Annotated in this window: 12 protein-coding genes; 6 read left to right on the top strand and 6 right to left on the bottom strand. The window is 67.6% G+C overall.

The features are described 5' to 3' along the window. Window positions 1-32 precede the first annotated feature (32 nt). Window positions 33-848 (bottom strand): carbon-nitrogen hydrolase family protein, encoded by an 816-nt coding sequence (locus WKW77_RS13040; RefSeq protein ID WP_340357270.1) that lies wholly within the window; start codon window positions 846-848, stop codon window positions 33-35. A 19-nt stretch (window positions 849-867) separates the two neighbouring features. After that, the gene (locus WKW77_RS13045; RefSeq protein ID WP_340357271.1) at window positions 868-5,025 is read right to left on the bottom strand and encodes a YhdP family protein; all 4,158 of its coding nucleotides are present in this window, start codon (window positions 5,023-5,025) and stop codon (window positions 868-870) included. 25 nt (window positions 5,026-5,050) lie between these two features. Here WKW77_RS13045 and glnE point away from each other — a divergent pair, with 25 nt between their 5' ends. Both glnE and WKW77_RS13055 read left to right on the top strand, forming a co-directional pair. Next, window positions 5,051-7,837, top strand: coding sequence for a bifunctional [glutamate--ammonia ligase]-adenylyl-L-tyrosine phosphorylase/[glutamate--ammonia-ligase] adenylyltransferase (gene glnE / locus WKW77_RS13050; protein WP_340357272.1), 2,787 nt, complete (start codon window positions 5,051-5,053; stop codon window positions 7,835-7,837). A gap of 34 nt (window positions 7,838-7,871) precedes the next feature. Continuing rightward, window positions 7,872-8,876, top strand: coding sequence for a septal ring lytic transglycosylase RlpA family protein (locus WKW77_RS13055; RefSeq protein ID WP_340357273.1), 1,005 nt, complete (start codon window positions 7,872-7,874; stop codon window positions 8,874-8,876). 131 nt (window positions 8,877-9,007) lie between these two features. Here the strand turns inward: WKW77_RS13055 and WKW77_RS13060 are convergent, their stop codons facing one another. Beyond that, window positions 9,008-9,865 (bottom strand): ferritin family protein, encoded by an 858-nt coding sequence (locus WKW77_RS13060; protein ID WP_340357274.1) that lies wholly within the window; start codon window positions 9,863-9,865, stop codon window positions 9,008-9,010. Window positions 9,866-10,033: 168 nt separating this feature from the next. Between WKW77_RS13060 and WKW77_RS13065 the strand changes: the two genes are divergently transcribed. Next, a complete protein-coding gene (locus WKW77_RS13065) occupies window positions 10,034-10,582 on the top strand; it encodes a glutathione peroxidase (protein WP_340357275.1) in 549 nt (182 codons plus the stop codon). 298 nt (window positions 10,583-10,880) lie between these two features. Here WKW77_RS13065 and WKW77_RS13070 read toward each other — a convergent pair whose 3' ends face one another. Then, the gene (locus WKW77_RS13070; protein ID WP_340357276.1) at window positions 10,881-11,492 is read right to left on the bottom strand and encodes a glutathione S-transferase N-terminal domain-containing protein; all 612 of its coding nucleotides are present in this window, start codon (window positions 11,490-11,492) and stop codon (window positions 10,881-10,883) included. 147 nt (window positions 11,493-11,639) lie between these two features. On the opposite strand from WKW77_RS13070, the gene purB reads away from it, so the two are divergent. Together purB and WKW77_RS13080 are read left to right on the top strand one after the other, a co-directional pair. Then, window positions 11,640-13,019: an adenylosuccinate lyase gene (gene purB, locus WKW77_RS13075; RefSeq protein WP_340357277.1), complete on the top strand. Its 1,380-nt coding sequence runs from the start codon at window positions 11,640-11,642 to the stop codon at window positions 13,017-13,019. Between the two features lie 166 nt (window positions 13,020-13,185). Continuing rightward, window positions 13,186-13,770, top strand: coding sequence for a YaeQ family protein (locus WKW77_RS13080; RefSeq protein ID WP_340357569.1), 585 nt, complete (start codon window positions 13,186-13,188; stop codon window positions 13,768-13,770). Window positions 13,771-14,063: 293 nt separating this feature from the next. On the opposite strand, the gene WKW77_RS13085 is transcribed toward WKW77_RS13080, so the two are convergent. Together WKW77_RS13085 and WKW77_RS13090 are read right to left on the bottom strand one after the other, a co-directional pair. Next, complete coding sequence (locus WKW77_RS13085; protein ID WP_340357278.1) at window positions 14,064-14,369, bottom strand: DUF2007 domain-containing protein; 306 nt, start codon at window positions 14,367-14,369, stop codon at window positions 14,064-14,066. Between the two features lie 4 nt (window positions 14,370-14,373). Then, window positions 14,374-14,844, bottom strand: a complete 471-nt coding sequence (locus WKW77_RS13090; protein WP_340357279.1) for a DUF3717 domain-containing protein — start codon at window positions 14,842-14,844, stop codon at window positions 14,374-14,376. Window positions 14,845-15,257: 413 nt separating this feature from the next. On the opposite strand from WKW77_RS13090, the gene WKW77_RS13095 reads away from it, so the two are divergent. Beyond that, window positions 15,258-15,995, top strand: coding sequence for a TerC family protein (locus WKW77_RS13095; RefSeq protein WP_340357280.1), 738 nt, complete (start codon window positions 15,258-15,260; stop codon window positions 15,993-15,995). The last annotated feature ends 1 nt before the right edge of the window (window position 15,996 follow it).

Raw genomic sequence — 15,996 nt, forward strand, 5'->3', positions numbered from 1 at the left:
CAAGGTTGGCGCGGACACCGGCTCGCTTTGCTTCAGAGCACGCAGTGGGACAGGGCCGGGAGCTGCGCGCGTGCACGCTCGACCTGCTGCGCATCGATGTCGAACAGCACCACGGCCTCGTCCACGGCCTGCTGCGCGACGACGCTGCCCCACGGGTCCACGACCATCGACTGGCCCCAGGTCTGCCGCCCGTTCTCGTGCTTGCCGCCCTGCGCGGGGGCCACCACCCAGGCGAGGTTCTCGATCGCCCGCGCACGCAGCAGCACTTCCCAGTGGGCGGCGCCGGTGGTGCGGGTGAACGCGCTGGGCACGAGCATCAGCTCCGCGCCCTCGCGAGCGAGCGTCCGATAGAGCTCGGGAAAGCGCAGGTCGTAGCAGACGCTCAGGCCCACGCGCCACATGTGGCCATCGCGCGATGGCAGGTCGAACAGCACCGGCTTGCTGCCCGGCGCGATCACGCGGCGTTCGTCGTAGCGCTCGCGACCGTTGTCGAAATAGAAGAGATGGATCTTGTCGTAGCGCGCGACGCATGCGCCATCGGGCGAATACACGAGCGAGCTGTTGAACACGTGGTGGTCGTCGTCCGTCTCCAGCGGCAGCGTGCCGCCGACGATCCAGAGCCCGAACTCGCGCGCGGCATCGCCCAGGAAGTTCTGCACCGTGCCCGTGCCGGCGGTCTCGCGCAGCCCGAGCTTGTCGGTATCGCGCGCGCCCATCATGCAGAAGTACTCGGGCAAAACAGCCAGTTCGGCGCCCGCCTCCGCGGCCTCGGCCAGCAGCGCATGGGCGCGCGCGAGATTGGCCTCGCGCTCGATGGACGACACCATCTGGATTGCAGCGACTCTCATGTGCGGTGACTCCTTGTTCTCATCGCGGGGCCGGCGTCGCGGGCGAGCCCGCGGCTTCGGACGCCAGCCGGCGCGGCACCCGGGTGATTTTCGGGTCGGTCCAGGTGCCGTCGATCTTGAATTCCTGGGTCGCGGCCGCGACCAGCGGCCTGCTCAACACCATCTGCGCCAGAAAGGTGCCCAGCCCGATCGCGGGATTGATCGCGGTCGCCACGAGCGCGGCGGTGCCGGCGTTGATCTCGGGCACGACCACCACGCGCAGGCTTTGCGTCTCGTGCGCGAGGTCGGCGGAGCCGTCCATCAGCACGGCCGCGTTGACGCCCTTCATCTGCAGATTGTTGGTGGAGGCTACACCCTGGTCGATCTTCACGTCGCCACGCAGGAAATCGAAGGCGAAGCCCTCGCTGAACACATCGCGGAAGTCGAGCGTGAGCCGGCGCGGCAGGGCCTGCAGACTGAGCACGCCGAGCAGCTTGGCGATGCCCGGATCGGCCTTGAGGAACTGCCCCGATTCGACGTTGATCTGCAGCTGCCCGGCCAGGCTCGGGTAGTCGAGCGAGAAGGGCGAGCCGTTCCAGCTCACGTCGCCTTCCAGCCGGCCGCGACCGCGGCGGACCACGTCCTTCATGCCGAAGCGGCCGAGCAACCCGCCGGCATCGGCGATCTCGAGCTTGAAGTCCATGCCGGTGCGGCGCGCATCGCGGCCGCCCCCCGGGGCGCCCGCGCCCGGCGCCGCCGCCCAGCTGCCCTGCGCGGTGAAAGTCGCATCGGGATTGATCATCGCAAGCCGGTTGAGGCGCCATTCGCGCCCCAGGCCGCCGCGGTTGACCGCGTCGATCTCGGCGCGCCCGAGCCGGTGGCCGAAGAGCTCGAAGTCATCGACCACGATGTCGAGCGCCGGCAGCGTGCTCGGCTGCTCGTCGAGCAGGGACTCGACCGCGGTGGCCTCGGAGCGCGCGATCTTCAGCCGCGCCAGCCGTGCATACAGGCGCCCGGCCTGCGCGTGGCGGTATTCCGCATAGCCGCTGAGTTCGGTCGCGTCGATGTTGGCGCGCCAGACCGGTCCGTCGCGCGTGCCGCCGAGCACCACGTTGTGGAGCGTGCGGCCGCCGAAGGCGAGCTCCTGCGCGCGCAGCGCGATCTGCGTCGGCAGGAACTCGTCGGCGGCGTCGCCGCCGCCCGCATCCGATGCCCTGCCCGCCGAACTGCCGGTCGTTTCGCCGAAGAGCGCCTGCCAGGCCGCGATGTCGAGCCGTTCGAAGCGCAGATTCGCAAACACGCCGCGCTCGGGCGGCGCGGCCGATTCGCCGGCGGCCAGTCCCACGCCGATGCCGCCGCGCAGCACCCGCGCGTCGTCGCCGGAGATGTCGCGCACGTAGGTCGCCGAAGCGGCGCGGCCGAGTTCGGCGGAGATCTGGTCGATCACCACCGGCTTCGCGCCGCCCGGGCGGTTCTCGCGAGAAACGACTTTCTTCTCCACCCGCAGGGGCATCGACTCGTCGGGCGCCTTGGTCAGCGGATGCGGCAGTTGCAACCCCAGCCCCTGCAGGCTGCTGGTGACCAGGAACTCGGGCGTGCCGTCGCGGAGCGAGAGATTGGCCGTGTAGGCGGTGCTGCCGGACGCGTTCTTCGCAAGGCGCGCGATCCAGTCGACCTCGCGCGTTGCACGCAGTCCTTCGGCCGTCGCGGTGCCCTGGGCGCGGAAGCTCATGTCGCTCGACGCGCCGAAGCGGCCGCTGCCCTCGAGGCGCACCGCACCGCCCGCCGCGCGGGCCTGGATGCCGGCGAGCGAGAAGCCCGCCTCGGTGAAATTGAGCGTGCCGCGCGCCTGCGTCAGCGACGGCGCGGATGGCGCGAGTTGGACTTCGTTGTCGAGCAGCGCGACGCTGGCCTGCACCTTCGACTTCTCCATGGCCGCGAGCGGTAGTTCGAGCCGGAGCTTGTAGTCCGCCTGGCCGGTGGCGCGCATGGCGGCCAGCGTCGATTCGGCGGGCCCGGTAAGCGGCGCGCCGGCCTTGAGCACTTCGCCGAGCGGCCCCTTGGCCTGCGCGTCGACCCTGAGCAGCGCCGCATGGTGCGACATGTCGGCGATCTGCGCCTCGGCCTTCGTCACCTCCACCCCTGGCGCACCGACGATGCGACCGCGCGCATTGCGCACCAGCATGCCGGCGCGTTCGAAGACGAGTTCGCCCGACAGGGCCGTCAGCGCAGGCCACGCGACGGTGGTTTGCACCGGCGGCACGTACGCATAGGTCACGTCGGCCACGCGCGCGGCGATGCGGAAGTCGCCGTGCTTCGGGTCCATGAAAGGCATGTCGTAGAGGTCGCCGCGGACCTTGAAGTCCACGGAACTCGCCGTGCCCTTGGTCACCGCGTCGCGCACGTAATCGCGCGTCTGCTTGGGAATCACCAGCGGCAGGTAGCGGTGCACGCGCGTGCCGTCGGCGCGGTTGAGCTTGCCCTGCAGATCGAGCACGCCCGGGTAGCGCCCGCGGCCATGCGACATCGCCGGATCGCTGGTGCGCCAGTTCGCGGTCGCCTCGCCTTCCGCATCGGCGTTGGAAAAGCGCAGGCCCGCGACCTGCAACTGGACCGCGGGGCCGTCGATCTTCCACTGCAGCTGCGTCGAGAGCTGATCGATGGGGATCACCGGCTCTTCGAACACGCCCGGGAAGTCCAGGGAACCCTTGGCGATCGACGCAGTGGCGTGGCCGCCAGCCTGGTTTGCATCGAACTCGACCGTGGCTCCCTGTACGCCAGGAACCCCCACGGGCGGCCGAGGCGGCTCCGCGGCCGCCGTACTCGCCGCGATCGCCGGTGCGCCGGCGTGCTGGCCGTTGCGGGGGGCCGCGGGGCGGGCGGGCCCGGCCGCGGACTCGGCATGTTCGCCCGGCTGCGATGCCACGCTGAAGTTGCTCACGCGGCCGCGCAACTGGTATTTGTCGGGCGCGCCGGGCGGGCCTTGCCAGTTGGCGTCGATTCGCTCCACCAGACCGCGCAGGCCATAGGAATCGATGAGCTTGCGACTCGCATCGCCGATTGGAAGCCGGTCCGCGATCAGCGCCAGCGCCGCGAGATCGAGCCGGTCGGCACGGAAGGCGCCCCGTTCGGTCACCCTGCCTTTCGCGGGTGTGTGCTGCAGCCAGACGTTGCCGCCGGGCCAGCGGATGCCGTCGCTGGTCTCGAACTGCAGGTTGGTGGTGGAGAACTCGAAGGTGCCCTCGTCGAGCCGGCCGGCCAGGCGGCCGCTGACATCGCGCAGCACCAGCGGCTGGAGGTCCTTGGCGAGCGAGGCGTCGACTTTCCTGAGCGCGAGATCGGCGACCGCCCCCGAAAGCTGGCCGTCCGTGACGTCGGCCCAGAGACGCAAGCCGCCGCTGCCTTCGCGGATCCGGGCATCGAGGTCCACGTAGCGCCCGAGCCGCGTCACGTCGATGTAGGGGAGGTTGGCGAAGAGCTGGCCGTCCCAGGTCTTGAAGTTCCCCCGGCGCACGGAGAGAAGCGGCTGGCGCAAGTCGCCGATCAGCGTGAAGCGCTGGCCCCAGCCGGTCGGCGGCGTGGCGTCCATGCGCATCGCGTGTCTGCGGCCGCCGTTGCGGGCCACGAACTGCACGTCGGTCAGCAACAGCGGCTCGGTCTTGCGGGCCTCGTCGATCCAGCGCACGGTGCCGCCCTGCACGAGGACTTCGCGCTGCGCGAAGAACCAGTCGGCGCCATCGCCGCCGCCGCTGGTCTGGGTGGACATCTCCAGGCCCGCGATATGCAGCCGGCCTTCGGTGTCGCGCCGGACGTCGACCTGCGGCTGCTCGATGTAGAGCTGCTCGAAACTCAGGTTCCAGAGCGAGCGCGGCGAGACGCTGCCGATCACCCGCATGAGCCGCAGGGCTTCCTGCCCCCGTGAGTCTTCGAGGACCACGTCGCGCAGTTCGACGGTCGGAAAGAAGCTGCCCGAACGCGCCTCGATCGAGCCGATGCGCACCGGTACGCCGATGGCGCGTGTGGCCTGCGCCTCGAGCGCGCCACGGTAATCGCCGATTCGCGGCACAATCCAGACGTGTAGGACAACGACTGACAGCGCCAGCAGCAGCCATGCACCGACCAGAAGCCCCAGCAGCCAGCGCGCCGCGACAGCGGTGACCTTGAGCAGACGTGAAGGGGAAGACGTCGTGTCGTTCATTGAGGATCGCGCTGTGCCGGGAATTATGACTGCCAGCCCCCAACCGGGTTCCACCCACCCCCACCCCGTGTCGCATCGGCCATCGCCTCTCCCCAGCCTTCCCTCGCCCCTCTCGGGCCATTCGCGATTCGTCCAGCGCTTGCGCCGGCGCTATGCCGCGGAACTGCCGTTGCTGCCGCCGGGCGCACCGGTGCTGTCACATATGGCCGCGGCATACGAATCCCTTCGCGGCCGAGGGGTCAATGTCGCCGATGCGCTGCGCACCGTGCGGCAGCTCGTCATGGAGCGGCTCATCGCGCTCGACTGCGACGAACAGGCGCCGCTCGCGGTCGTGACCACGGCGGTCACCGAACTGGCCGAATTCGCCCTCGACGTCGCCTGCCACGAAGCCTGCGCGGAGCTCGACGCGATGCACGGCTCGCCGATCGGCCCCAACGGCGAGCGCGCCCAGCTCTGGGTCGTCGGCATGGGCAAGCTCGGCGCACGCGAGCTCAATGTCTCGAGCGACATCGACCTGATCTATCTCTACGACCAGGACGGCGAGACCGCCGGCGATGTCGACGGCCGCGGCAGGCTCTCCAACCAGGAGTACTTCGCACGGGCCGTCAAGCGCATCTATGCATTGGTCGGCGACACCACCGAGCACGGCTTCGTGTTTCGCATCGACCTCGCGCTGCGGCCCAACGGCAACTCGGGCCCCAGCGTGGTCTCGCTCGATGCGCTGGAAGAGTACTTCCAGGTGCAGGGCCGCGAATGGGAGCGCTTCGCGTGGCTCAAGAGCCGCGTGGTCGCACCGCGTTCGGTGGTGACCAGCGGCTCGGCTCAGGCATTGCGCGGCGTGGTGCTGCCCTTCGTGTTCCGCCGCTACCTGGACTACAGCGTGTTCGATTCGCTGCGCACGCTGCACCGCCAGATCCGCGAGCAGGCATCGCGCCGCAGCGCGGGCCGGCCGGAGCGCGCGAACGACGTGAAGCTGTCGCGCGGCGGCATTCGGGAAATCGAATTCACCGTGCAGCTGCTGCAGGTGGTGCGCGGCGGCCAGTTCCCGGAGCTGCGCACCCGCCCGACGCTCGATGCGCTGCAACGCCTCGCGCGTGCCAGCCTGATGCCGCAGGAAACGGCGGATGCGCTGGCCTCTGCCTATGAGTTCCTGCGCCGGGTGGAGCACCGCATCCAGTACCTGGACGACCAGCAGACGCATGTGCTGCCGGTCAACGACGACGATGTGCGGTGGATCGCCGAGACGCTCGGCTATGCGGACTGCTGCGCCTTTCTCGCGCAACTCGACACGCACCGCGAACTCGTCGCACAGGAGTTCGACAAGCTGCTCGGCGGCAAGGCGCCCTGCAAAGGCTGCAACGGCGGCGGACGCAGTACGCCGCCGGCCGACCTTTCCGACCTGATCGAGGAGTTGCCCGGGGCCTTCGCGGAGCGCATCAAGGCCTGGCGCGACAACCCGCGAATTCTTGCGCTGCGCGACGAAACGCGCGCACGGCTGCGCCAATTGGTGCAGCGGACCGGCCAGTGGCTGCGCGAGCCCGACAGCGAAGCGCCGGGCAAGGTCGGCCACCACGTCGACGGCGCACTGCGCTGGGCCGACTGGATCGAGCCCCTGCTGCGGCGCGAGAACTACATCGCGCTGCTGGTCGAGCGTCCCGCGGTGCAGGAACGGCTTCTGCGCCTGCTGGGTTCGGCCAAATGGCCGGCGCGCTACCTGATGCAGCACCCGGGCGTGATCGACGAGCTCGCGAGCGACGAGATGCTGTCGGGCCGCTTCGTGGTGTCGGAGTTCGAGCGCGAGCTGGAGGCGCGCCGCGAGTCGCTCACGCGCACCGGCGAAGCGGACGAGGAGCGGCTTCTGAACCTGCTGCGCCACGCGCATCACGCCGAGGTGTTCCGCACGCTCGCGCGCGACGTCGACGACCGCATCACCGTCGAGCAGGTGGCCGACGACCTGAGTGCACTGGCCGACTCCGTGCTGCGCGTGACCGCGCGGTGGTGCTGGCCGCATGTGCGCAACCCGCACCGCGAGCAGCCGCAGTTCGCGATCATCGGCTACGGAAAGCTCGGCGGAAAGGAACTGGGCTACGGCAGCGATCTCGACATCGTGTTCGTCTACGACGATGACGACGACCGCGCCGGCGAGGTCTACGCCGCCTACGTGCGCAAGCTCATCAACTGGCTCACGGTGCAGACGCGCGAGGGCGACCTCTTCGAGATCGACACCGCGCTGCGGCCCAACGGCAATTCGGGGCTGCTCACGACGAGCTTCGAGGCTTACGAGAAGTACCAGCTCGGCCGCGGCAGCAACACCGCATGGACCTGGGAACACCAGGCCATGACACGCGCGCGCTTCGTGCTCGGCGAGCCGTCGCTGGGCGAGCGCTTCGATCGCGTCCGCGAGGCGGTGATCACCGCGCCGCGCGACCGGGAGGCGCTCAAGGCCGAGATCGTCGCGATGCGCGAGAAGGTGCGCTCGGCGCGTCCGGTGAAGCCGGACCGCTTCGACGTCAAGCACAGCGCGGGCGGCATGGTGGACGCCGAGTTCGCGGTGCAGTTCCTGCTGCTGTCGGCGGCCAAGGACCACCCGGAGCTGATCCCCAACGTCGGCAACATCGCCCTGCTGCAGCGCGCCGAAGACGCGGGCCTGTTGCCCGAAGGTGTCGGCCGGAAAGCGGCCGCAGCGTATCGCGAGCTACGTCGGGTGCAGCATCGGGCGCGGCTCAACGAGGAGCCGACGCAGGTTCCGCTGACCTCGCTCGTGACCGAGCGCGAAGCCATGCTGGCGCTATGGAAGTCGGTCTTTGACTGAGGCGCCGCAACGCTCATCCCAACGCGCCCTGGCGTTGATCGCCGGCGCGACGTTTCTCTTTCTCGCCGGCTGCGCGAGCGGCCCGCGCGGCGGCCGCGACGGCGCCGAGGCCACTCCGCCGGGCAATATCAGCCAGGTTCCCGACGCGGAGCCGCGCCTCGAGGCCATCCGCAGCAACGGCGGCACCAGCAAGCCGTATGTGGTGATGGGCAGGTCGTACGTTCCCATCGTGGACGACCGGCCGTTCCGCGAGAGCGGGCTCGCGTCCTGGTACGGCACCAAATTCCATCGCCAGTCGACCGCGAGCGGCGAACCCTACGACATGTACGCGATGACTGCGGCGCACAAGACCCTGCCGCTGCCGAGCTACGTTCGGGTGCGCAATCCGGCCAACGGGCGCGAGGTGATCGTGCGCGTGAACGATCGTGGGCCTTTCCACGACGATCGCGTCATCGACCTGAGCTACACCGCCGCACTGAAGCTCGACCTGCTGCGCGGCGTCGCGCCCGTGGAGATCGAGCGCATCACGAACGAGGACATCCGGACCGGGGCATGGCGGCGCGGCAATGCCGACACGACGCAGTTCGCGCAGCAGCCGACGCCGGTGGCCAGGCCGATCCAGGTCGCCGCGACAGAGAGCGTCGCCGTGCCCCTGGCACTGACCGCCCCGGTCGCAGCGACACCGCGCGTAGAAACGATGGAAGTGACGGCGCTGCCGCCAATGACGCCGCTCGCTGCGCCAGGGCCGGCACCCCTGGATGCGTCGCCGCTGACTGTCGGTGCGCAACCGACGGCGGCCCCGTCTACCGGGTTCTGGGTGCAGCTCGGCGCCTTCAGTCAGCGCGAAGGGGCGGTGCGCTTCCAACAGCAGGTCGCACGCGAGATGCCAGGGCTGGCTGCGTCTCTGAATATCTTCAGCGAGCGTGGCGTCCACCGCATCCAAGCCGGCCCCTACGCAACACGCGATATGGCGCGCGATGCGGCCGAGCAGGCCCGCAACGGACTGCCACTGGCACCCGTCATCGTCGAACGCCGCTGATCGGGATCTTGGCCGGCGCAGCCGGGCCCATTCGCGAAACACCGCGAAACCGGCTTCGCCGGCCCGCTGGTGTTGCCCCCGGTAGGGGGTGTCCGAGCCACACGAAGTGGGCGAGGCTGGGGGCGAGCTCCCTATGCGCCTTGGTACTCGGGCTTGGGGCCGAGCGAGGTGGTGATTTCCTTGCGGTAGCGGTTGAGTTCCTGCACCGTCTTGAAGCTGCGGTTCATCAGCAGGCTCAGGTTGTGCAGGATGCGGTCGCCGACCTTGGTTTCCCAGACGGCATCGAACTTGATCTGCTTGTCGAGCCAGTGTTCGAGCCAGTTGGGGTCGGGCACGCGGCTCTGGATGGTGTCGTTGGGGAACAGCGCCTTGTTGACGTGCAGGTTGGTCGGATGCAAGGCCTGCGCGGTTCGACGCGCGCTCGCCATGAGCACGCCGACCTTGGTGAAGGCGGCGCGCGCCTCGTCGCCGAACTTCTCGAGCGCGCGGCGCATGTAGCGCAGGTAAGCGCCGCCGTGGCGGGCCTCGTCCTGACTCAGCGTGGTGTAGATGTGCTTGATGACCGGCTCGGTGTGCCACTCGGCCGCGCGGCGATACCAGTGGTTGAGGCGGATTTCGCCGCAGAAGTGCAGCATCAGCGTCTCCAGCGGCGGGGCGGGGTCGAAGTCGAAGCGCACGTCGTGCAGTTCCTGCTCGGTCGGGGCATGCTGCGGGCTGAAACGCTTCAGGTATTCCATCAGCACCAGGGAGTGCTTCTGCTCCTCGAAGAACCAGATGGACATGAACGCGGAGAAGTCGCTGTCGTGCCGGTTGTCCCGCAAGAACATCTCGGTGGCAGGCAGCGCCGCCCATTCCGTGATCGCGTTCATCTTGATGGTCTGGGCCTGTTCTTCAGAGAGAAGCGACCCGTCGAAGGACTGCCACGGAATGTCCTTGTCCATGTCCCAACGGACGGATTCGAGTTGTCTGAAGAGTTCCGGGTACAGCATAGGGTTCTTTCTTGAGCCGCAGGATTTTAATCGGGGGGGTTTGGCGGCCCCGTGACACGCGAGCGATGATGCGGGTTGCGCACCGGGACGACACGGCAATCCGCACCGCCATTTGCGCCGCTTTTTCGAAGGGAATTCGCCATGCGAAGCTCGATCCGGATCTGTCTGATGGCCCTGATTTCCGGCTGCGCGGCCGCGAGCGCCGCCGCCCAGGACGCCACACCCTCCACCTGCCCCGCGATTTTGCAGCACACGTTCGCGCGGCTCCAGGACGAAAAGCCCCAGGCCCTGTGCCAGTACGCCGGCAAGGTGGTGCTGGTGGTCAACACGGCGAGCTTCTGCGGCTTCACGCCCCAGTACAAGGGCCTTGAGGCGCTCGACCAGAAGTACCGGTCGCGCGGGCTGGTGGTGCTGGGCTTTCCTTCGAACGACTTCGCGCAGGAGTCGGGCTCGAACAAGGAAATCGCCGATTTCTGCGAAAGCACCTTCGGCGTCAAATTTCCGATGTTCACCAAGAGTTCGGTGCGAGGCCCCCAAGCGAACCCGCTGTTCAAGGAGTTGGCGCAGGTTTCCGGAACCACGCCGAAGTGGAATTTCTACAAATACCTGATAGCGCGCGACGGCAGGGTCGTCGAGTCCTATTCGAGCCTCACGTCGCCGGATGACCGGGGCTTCATCCGCGACGTGGAAAAACAACTCGCGGTCAACCCGGATTGACAATCTCTTTACCGAAGCGTCACAAATGTTTACCTCTACGCAGGGAACCGGGTCGCGGGGGCACGCTCATACGGTTTCGGGTGCGAAACACCCGGCGGTTTTCATGTTGCGAGGTCTTCCAGGCGCCTGCCGTTTGGCTGAAATCCCGAGGCGATTCTTCTCCTCCTCCCTCCCTCCCTCCTTCGTTTCGGGGCGCCTCGCAACATTTTTCATTCGACTCTCCGGCGCTTGATCCAGCGGCCGGACAACAAAAAAGCCCCGCGATGCGGGGCTTTCTGCCTTGTGGACGCCGAAGGCGTCAGGGCTGGGTATCGGCGAAGCTCGGGCGCAGCATCAGCTTGTCGTAGAGCTTGGCGAGATTGGCGTGGTCGGCGCGCCAGTCGATCTCCGGGAAGCGGTAGGTGATCCATCCCAGCGCACAGCCAACCGCGATGTCCGACAGGCTGAGGTGGATGCCGCTGCAGAAGGGCTTGTCGCCCAGCCCCTTGGACATGGCCGCGATGCCTGCAAGCACCTTGGCCCGCTGGCGATCGATCCACGCCTGGCTGCGCTCGCCCTCGCTGCGCTTGGGCCAGGTGACCTCGAGGCGCCACAGGACACCGGCATCCATCACGCCGTCGGCCAGCGCTTCCCAGGTCTTGACCTCGGCGCGCTCGCGGCTCTGCTGCGGGATCAGCTTGCCGACCGGCGACATCGTGTCGAGGTACTCGACGATCACGCGCGAGTCGAACATCGCTTCGCTGCCGTCCATGATCAGGCAAGGCACCTTGCCGAGCGGGTTGGCACTGGAAATCGTGGTGTCGTCAGACCAGACGTCTTCGAACACGAACTGGTAGTCGAGCCGCTTCTCGGCCATGACCACGCGCACCTTGCGCACGTAAGGGCTGGCAGCGGATCCGATCAGTTTCATGCGGGCATTCCCCCCATCAGGGTCATCGTTGTAGCGCTTTGATTCTATGAGAACGAGGCCAGCGCCACGGCCGGACGGATCGCCTTCTACCGGGAAGCCACGGCCGACCGAAATTGCCGGGAACATGGCGCGACCTAAAATTGGCGCATGACTTTCTCCACTGTTTCCGCCCTTTCCCCGCTCGACGGCCGCTACGCGGCCAAGCTGGCGGCCCTGCGTCCGCTGATGAGCGAACAGGGTTACATGCACAGGCGAGTGCAGGTGGAAGTGGCATGGTTCATCGCCCTTTCCGACTGCGGCTTCGCCGAATTCAAGCCCCTCACCGGCGGCGCCCGCAAGTACCTGCTCGGGCTCGTCTCCAACTTCTCCGAAGCCGACGCGATCGCGATCAAGCAGATCGAGAAGACCACCAACCACGATGTGAAAGCGGTCGAGTACTGGATCAAGTCCAAGTTCGAGGCCCGCCCCGAGCTGCTTGCCGCTTCCGAGTTCGTGCACTTCGCCTGCACGAGCGAGGACATCAACAACACCAGCCACGCCCTGCAGATCCAGGCGGCGCGCGAGAAGGTGGTGCTGCCCGCGATCGACGGCCTCATCGCGACGCTGCGCGAGATGGCGACCAAGTTCGCCGACGTGTCGATGCTTTCGCGCACGCACGGCCAGACCGCCAGCCCGACCACCGTGGGCAAGGAAATCGCCAATGTCGCCGTGCGCCTCGCCAAGGCGCGCGAGCAGATCGCCGGGGTGAAGCTGCTCGCCAAGATGAATGGCGCCGTGGGCAATTACAACGCGCACATGGCTGCGTGGCCCGATTTCGACTGGGAAGCCTTCAGCCGCAAGGTGGTCGAGACGCCGGCGCCGCTGGGCCTGGGCCTGACGTTCCAGCCCTACAGCATCCAGATCGAGCCGCACGACTACATGGCCGAGATCTTCGATGCGGTGGCGCGCCTCAACACGATCCTGGTCGACTTCTCGCGCGACATCTGGGGCTACGTCAGCCTCGGCTACTTCAAGCAGCGCCTGAAGAAGGGCGAGATCGGCTCGTCGACGATGCCGCACAAGGTCAATCCGATCGACTTCGAGAACGCCGAGGGCAACCTCGGTCTCGCGAACGCGATCCTGCGCCATCTGAGCGAAAAGCTGCCGATCAGCCGCTGGCAGCGCGACCTGACCGACAGCACGGTGCTGCGCAACATCGGCGTGGCGCTCGGCTATGCGACCCTGGCGTATGCAAGCCTCGCGACAGGTCTGGGCAAGCTCGAGCTGAACGAGGAAGCGCTCGCGGAAGACCTCGACGCATCGTGGGAGGTGCTCGCCGAGCCCATCCAGACCGTGATGCGCCGATTCGGCGTGCAGGGCGCTTACGAGCAGTTGAAGGAAGTCACCCGCGGCAAGACGGTGACCGCCGAAGCGCTGCACGGGCTCATCCGTTCGCTCGAGATTCCCCAAGCGGAGAAGGAGCGCCTGCTCGCCATGACGCCGGCCAGCTACATCGGCAAGGCAGCCGAACTGGCCCGGCGGGCATGAAGGCCCCCCCCACGCTCGGCACTTCGTGTCCTCGCTGCCCCCCGAGGGGGCTGATTCGCCTTGGGGCGCCCCGGCGGCGAATGAACGCCCCCACGCTCGGCACTTCGTGTCCTCGCTGCCCCCCGAGGGGGTTGATTCGCCTTGGGGCGCCCCGGCGGCGAATCTGATGGCACTTAAATCCACCATCTTCAAGGCGAATCTCGCCGTCGCGGACATCGATCACGGCTATTACGCGGACCACGCGCTGACGCTGGCGCGGCATCCGAGCGAGACCGACGAGCGGATGATGATTCGCCTCGCCGCGCTGGCGCTCAACGCGTACAAGCTGCAGGACGTCTGCAACGGCGACGGCACGCTGGCGTTCGGCGCCGGGCTGTCGAATCCGGACGAGCCGGACGTCTGGCTGCGCGATTTCACCGGCGAGACCAAGCTGTGGATCGAAGTCGGACAGCCCGAGGACAAGCCGATCGTGAAAGCCTGCGGCAAGTCCGAAGAGGTGATCGTCTACGCCTTCAACCATGCTGCCGAAATCTGGTGGCGCGGCATCGAGGGCAAGCTGACGCGGCCGCAGAACCTGTCGGTGTTCCGCATCCCGACTGCGGCATCACAATCGCTGGCCACGCTGGCGCAGCGTTCGATGCAATTGCAGGCGACCATTCAGGAAGGCGTGCTGATGCTCGGCGACGGTACGCGCCACGTCGACATCGAGCCGGTTTTGTTGCTCCCCCCCAGGCTTGCTCGCTCCGCGTAGCCGCCCACCCCCTACCGGGGGCGCAGTCAGCGGCCCGGCAAAGCCGGTTCCGCGACTGCCCACGAATGGGCGTGCGCTGCGCGCCACCCGAGGCCCCGGCGCTCACGGCCGGCGAAGCCCGGCCTGGAACACCGCGGAACCGGCTTTGCCGGGCCGCTGGTGTTGCCCCCCGGAAAGGGGGCTGAGGGCCGCGGCTCCAAGCCTGCCTGCGCAGGCTTGGACGTGCGCGAAGAGCCGCCGCCTCTGGCGGCCGCACGACAGAACCACACGAAGTGGGCAAGGCTGGGGGCCAGCTAAATGCGCGGCATCATGGCGCCGCATCGCCAGCACTGCTCAAAGCCGCCTTCCACGAGTTCACCGCACTGGCACTGCCAGCGCCGTTGAGGCCGGTGCCGCAATTCGTGCAGCAGGCGTTCGGCGAGATCGAACTGCTCTTCGTCCTCGATCCAGACCTCCGGCAGACATTGATCGGGCGGCAACTGGCCGGCTGCGGCGCCCAGGTATTCGCGCTGTACCGAGGCATCGACGCCGCCCTCGCGCAGGGCGTGCACCCACAGGGTCGCAATGGCGAGATTGGGGGCTTGCGCGATGCGGCGCATGGGCTCAGCCTGCGTTCTTGTCGCTTTCGGGAACCGGCTCGCCGTCTTCGTCATCCGGGCGGATGTGTTCGGCCTCACGGGCACGCTCCGAATACCGGTTGAAGCGCCAGGCCGAATCCTGCATCGTGATGCGGCGCCAGGTCGAGCGCTTCTCCGCCGGCGTCATGGCGGGCCAATGCTGGACTTCGTCGAAGCTGCGTCCGCAGCCCTTGCACTCATCGTCGCCCTGGCTGGTGGAGCAGATCGCGATGCAGGGCGTGTCGGGCGTGGTCTGGTACCAGGCGAGCCAGGCGTCCCAGGCCTTGGCGGGAAAGCCGACTTCGTCGACCTCGTCTTCGTGGTGGAAGATCATCAGCGCATAGACCTCGGCCAGAGCCCGCAGCTCGGGTGCGAGGGTGATCCCGTCGGGCGAGGGCTTCCGGTCGCGCCAGTAATTGATGGCGGCCTCGATGTCGGTGATGTGAATGGCGGCCATGGGTCGAAAAATGCAAGGCGGCGATCATAGTCCGGCTATTTCCCGGGATCCGCAAAGGATTTGCGCGCTAGCGAATGCATAGCAGCCGAGCCTTTAGCCACGCGGAATTCCGGCGCCTTTCTTTTAAATCCCTCCGCGCGTCGGGTTGCCACGATGCGGCGGCGATGCTCTAATCCCGCCCACGAAGGGGAGTAGCTCCCGCCCGCCTTTCCGAGAAGCGGGTATCGCCAGGTCGTCAATACGAAGCACAACACTTCCGGCCTGTCGGGCAGCCCCACGCTGTCGAGCAAGACCTTCGATTTGACCTGTGCGGGTTCGATCGAAGCGATTGCATGTTCCACGAGGGCGAGGGTCCTCATCCGAGCGCTTCAATCCGACCTACACGGAAGGAATCGAAACGAACAGAGGACTTTATGGAACAGTTTCTGACCCCCGAGTTCTGGGTCGCGGTCGGCCAGATCATCATGATCGACATCCTGCTCGGTGGCGACAACGCCGTCGTGATCGCGCTTGCCTGCCGCAAGCTGCCACCGGCGCAACGCACGAAGGGCATTCTCTGGGGGACCGCGGGCGCGATTCTTCTGCGCGTCGTCCTGATCTTCTTCGCGCTCACCCTTCTGGCGATCCCGTTCCTGAAGCTGGCCGGCGCGCTGCTGCTGGTGTGGATCGGCGTCAAGCTCCTGGCCCCGGAACATGACGACGCCCACGGGGACATCGCCGCGAGCGACAAGCTCTGGGCCGCGGTGAAGACCGTGATCGTGGCCGACCTCGTGATGAGCGTGGACAACGTGATCGCAATCGCCGGCGCCGCGCAAGGCGCGGGCGAGGGCCACCAGATGCCGCTGGTGATCTTCGGTCTGCTCGTGAGCATTCCGATCATCGTCTGGGGCAGCCAGTTGGTCATCAAGCTGATGGACCGCTTCCCGATCATCATCACGCTCGGCGGCATGCTGCTCGGCTGGATCGCCGGCACGATGGCGGTGTCGGACCCGTCCATCGCGAACCCGGCCGACTGGACCTGGGTGCCGAAGCTGCCACAGAGCGACCTCGTCCGCTATGCAGCGGGTGTCATCGGCGCGCTACTGGTGCTCGGGATCGGCAAATGGCTGGCCGCCCGCCGCACCAAGGTGGGCGAGACCGTCACGGCCTGAT

It is taken from the genome of Variovorax ureilyticus, assembly GCF_037889935.1.
Taxonomy (GTDB): domain Bacteria; phylum Pseudomonadota; class Gammaproteobacteria; order Burkholderiales; family Burkholderiaceae_C; genus Variovorax; species Variovorax ureilyticus.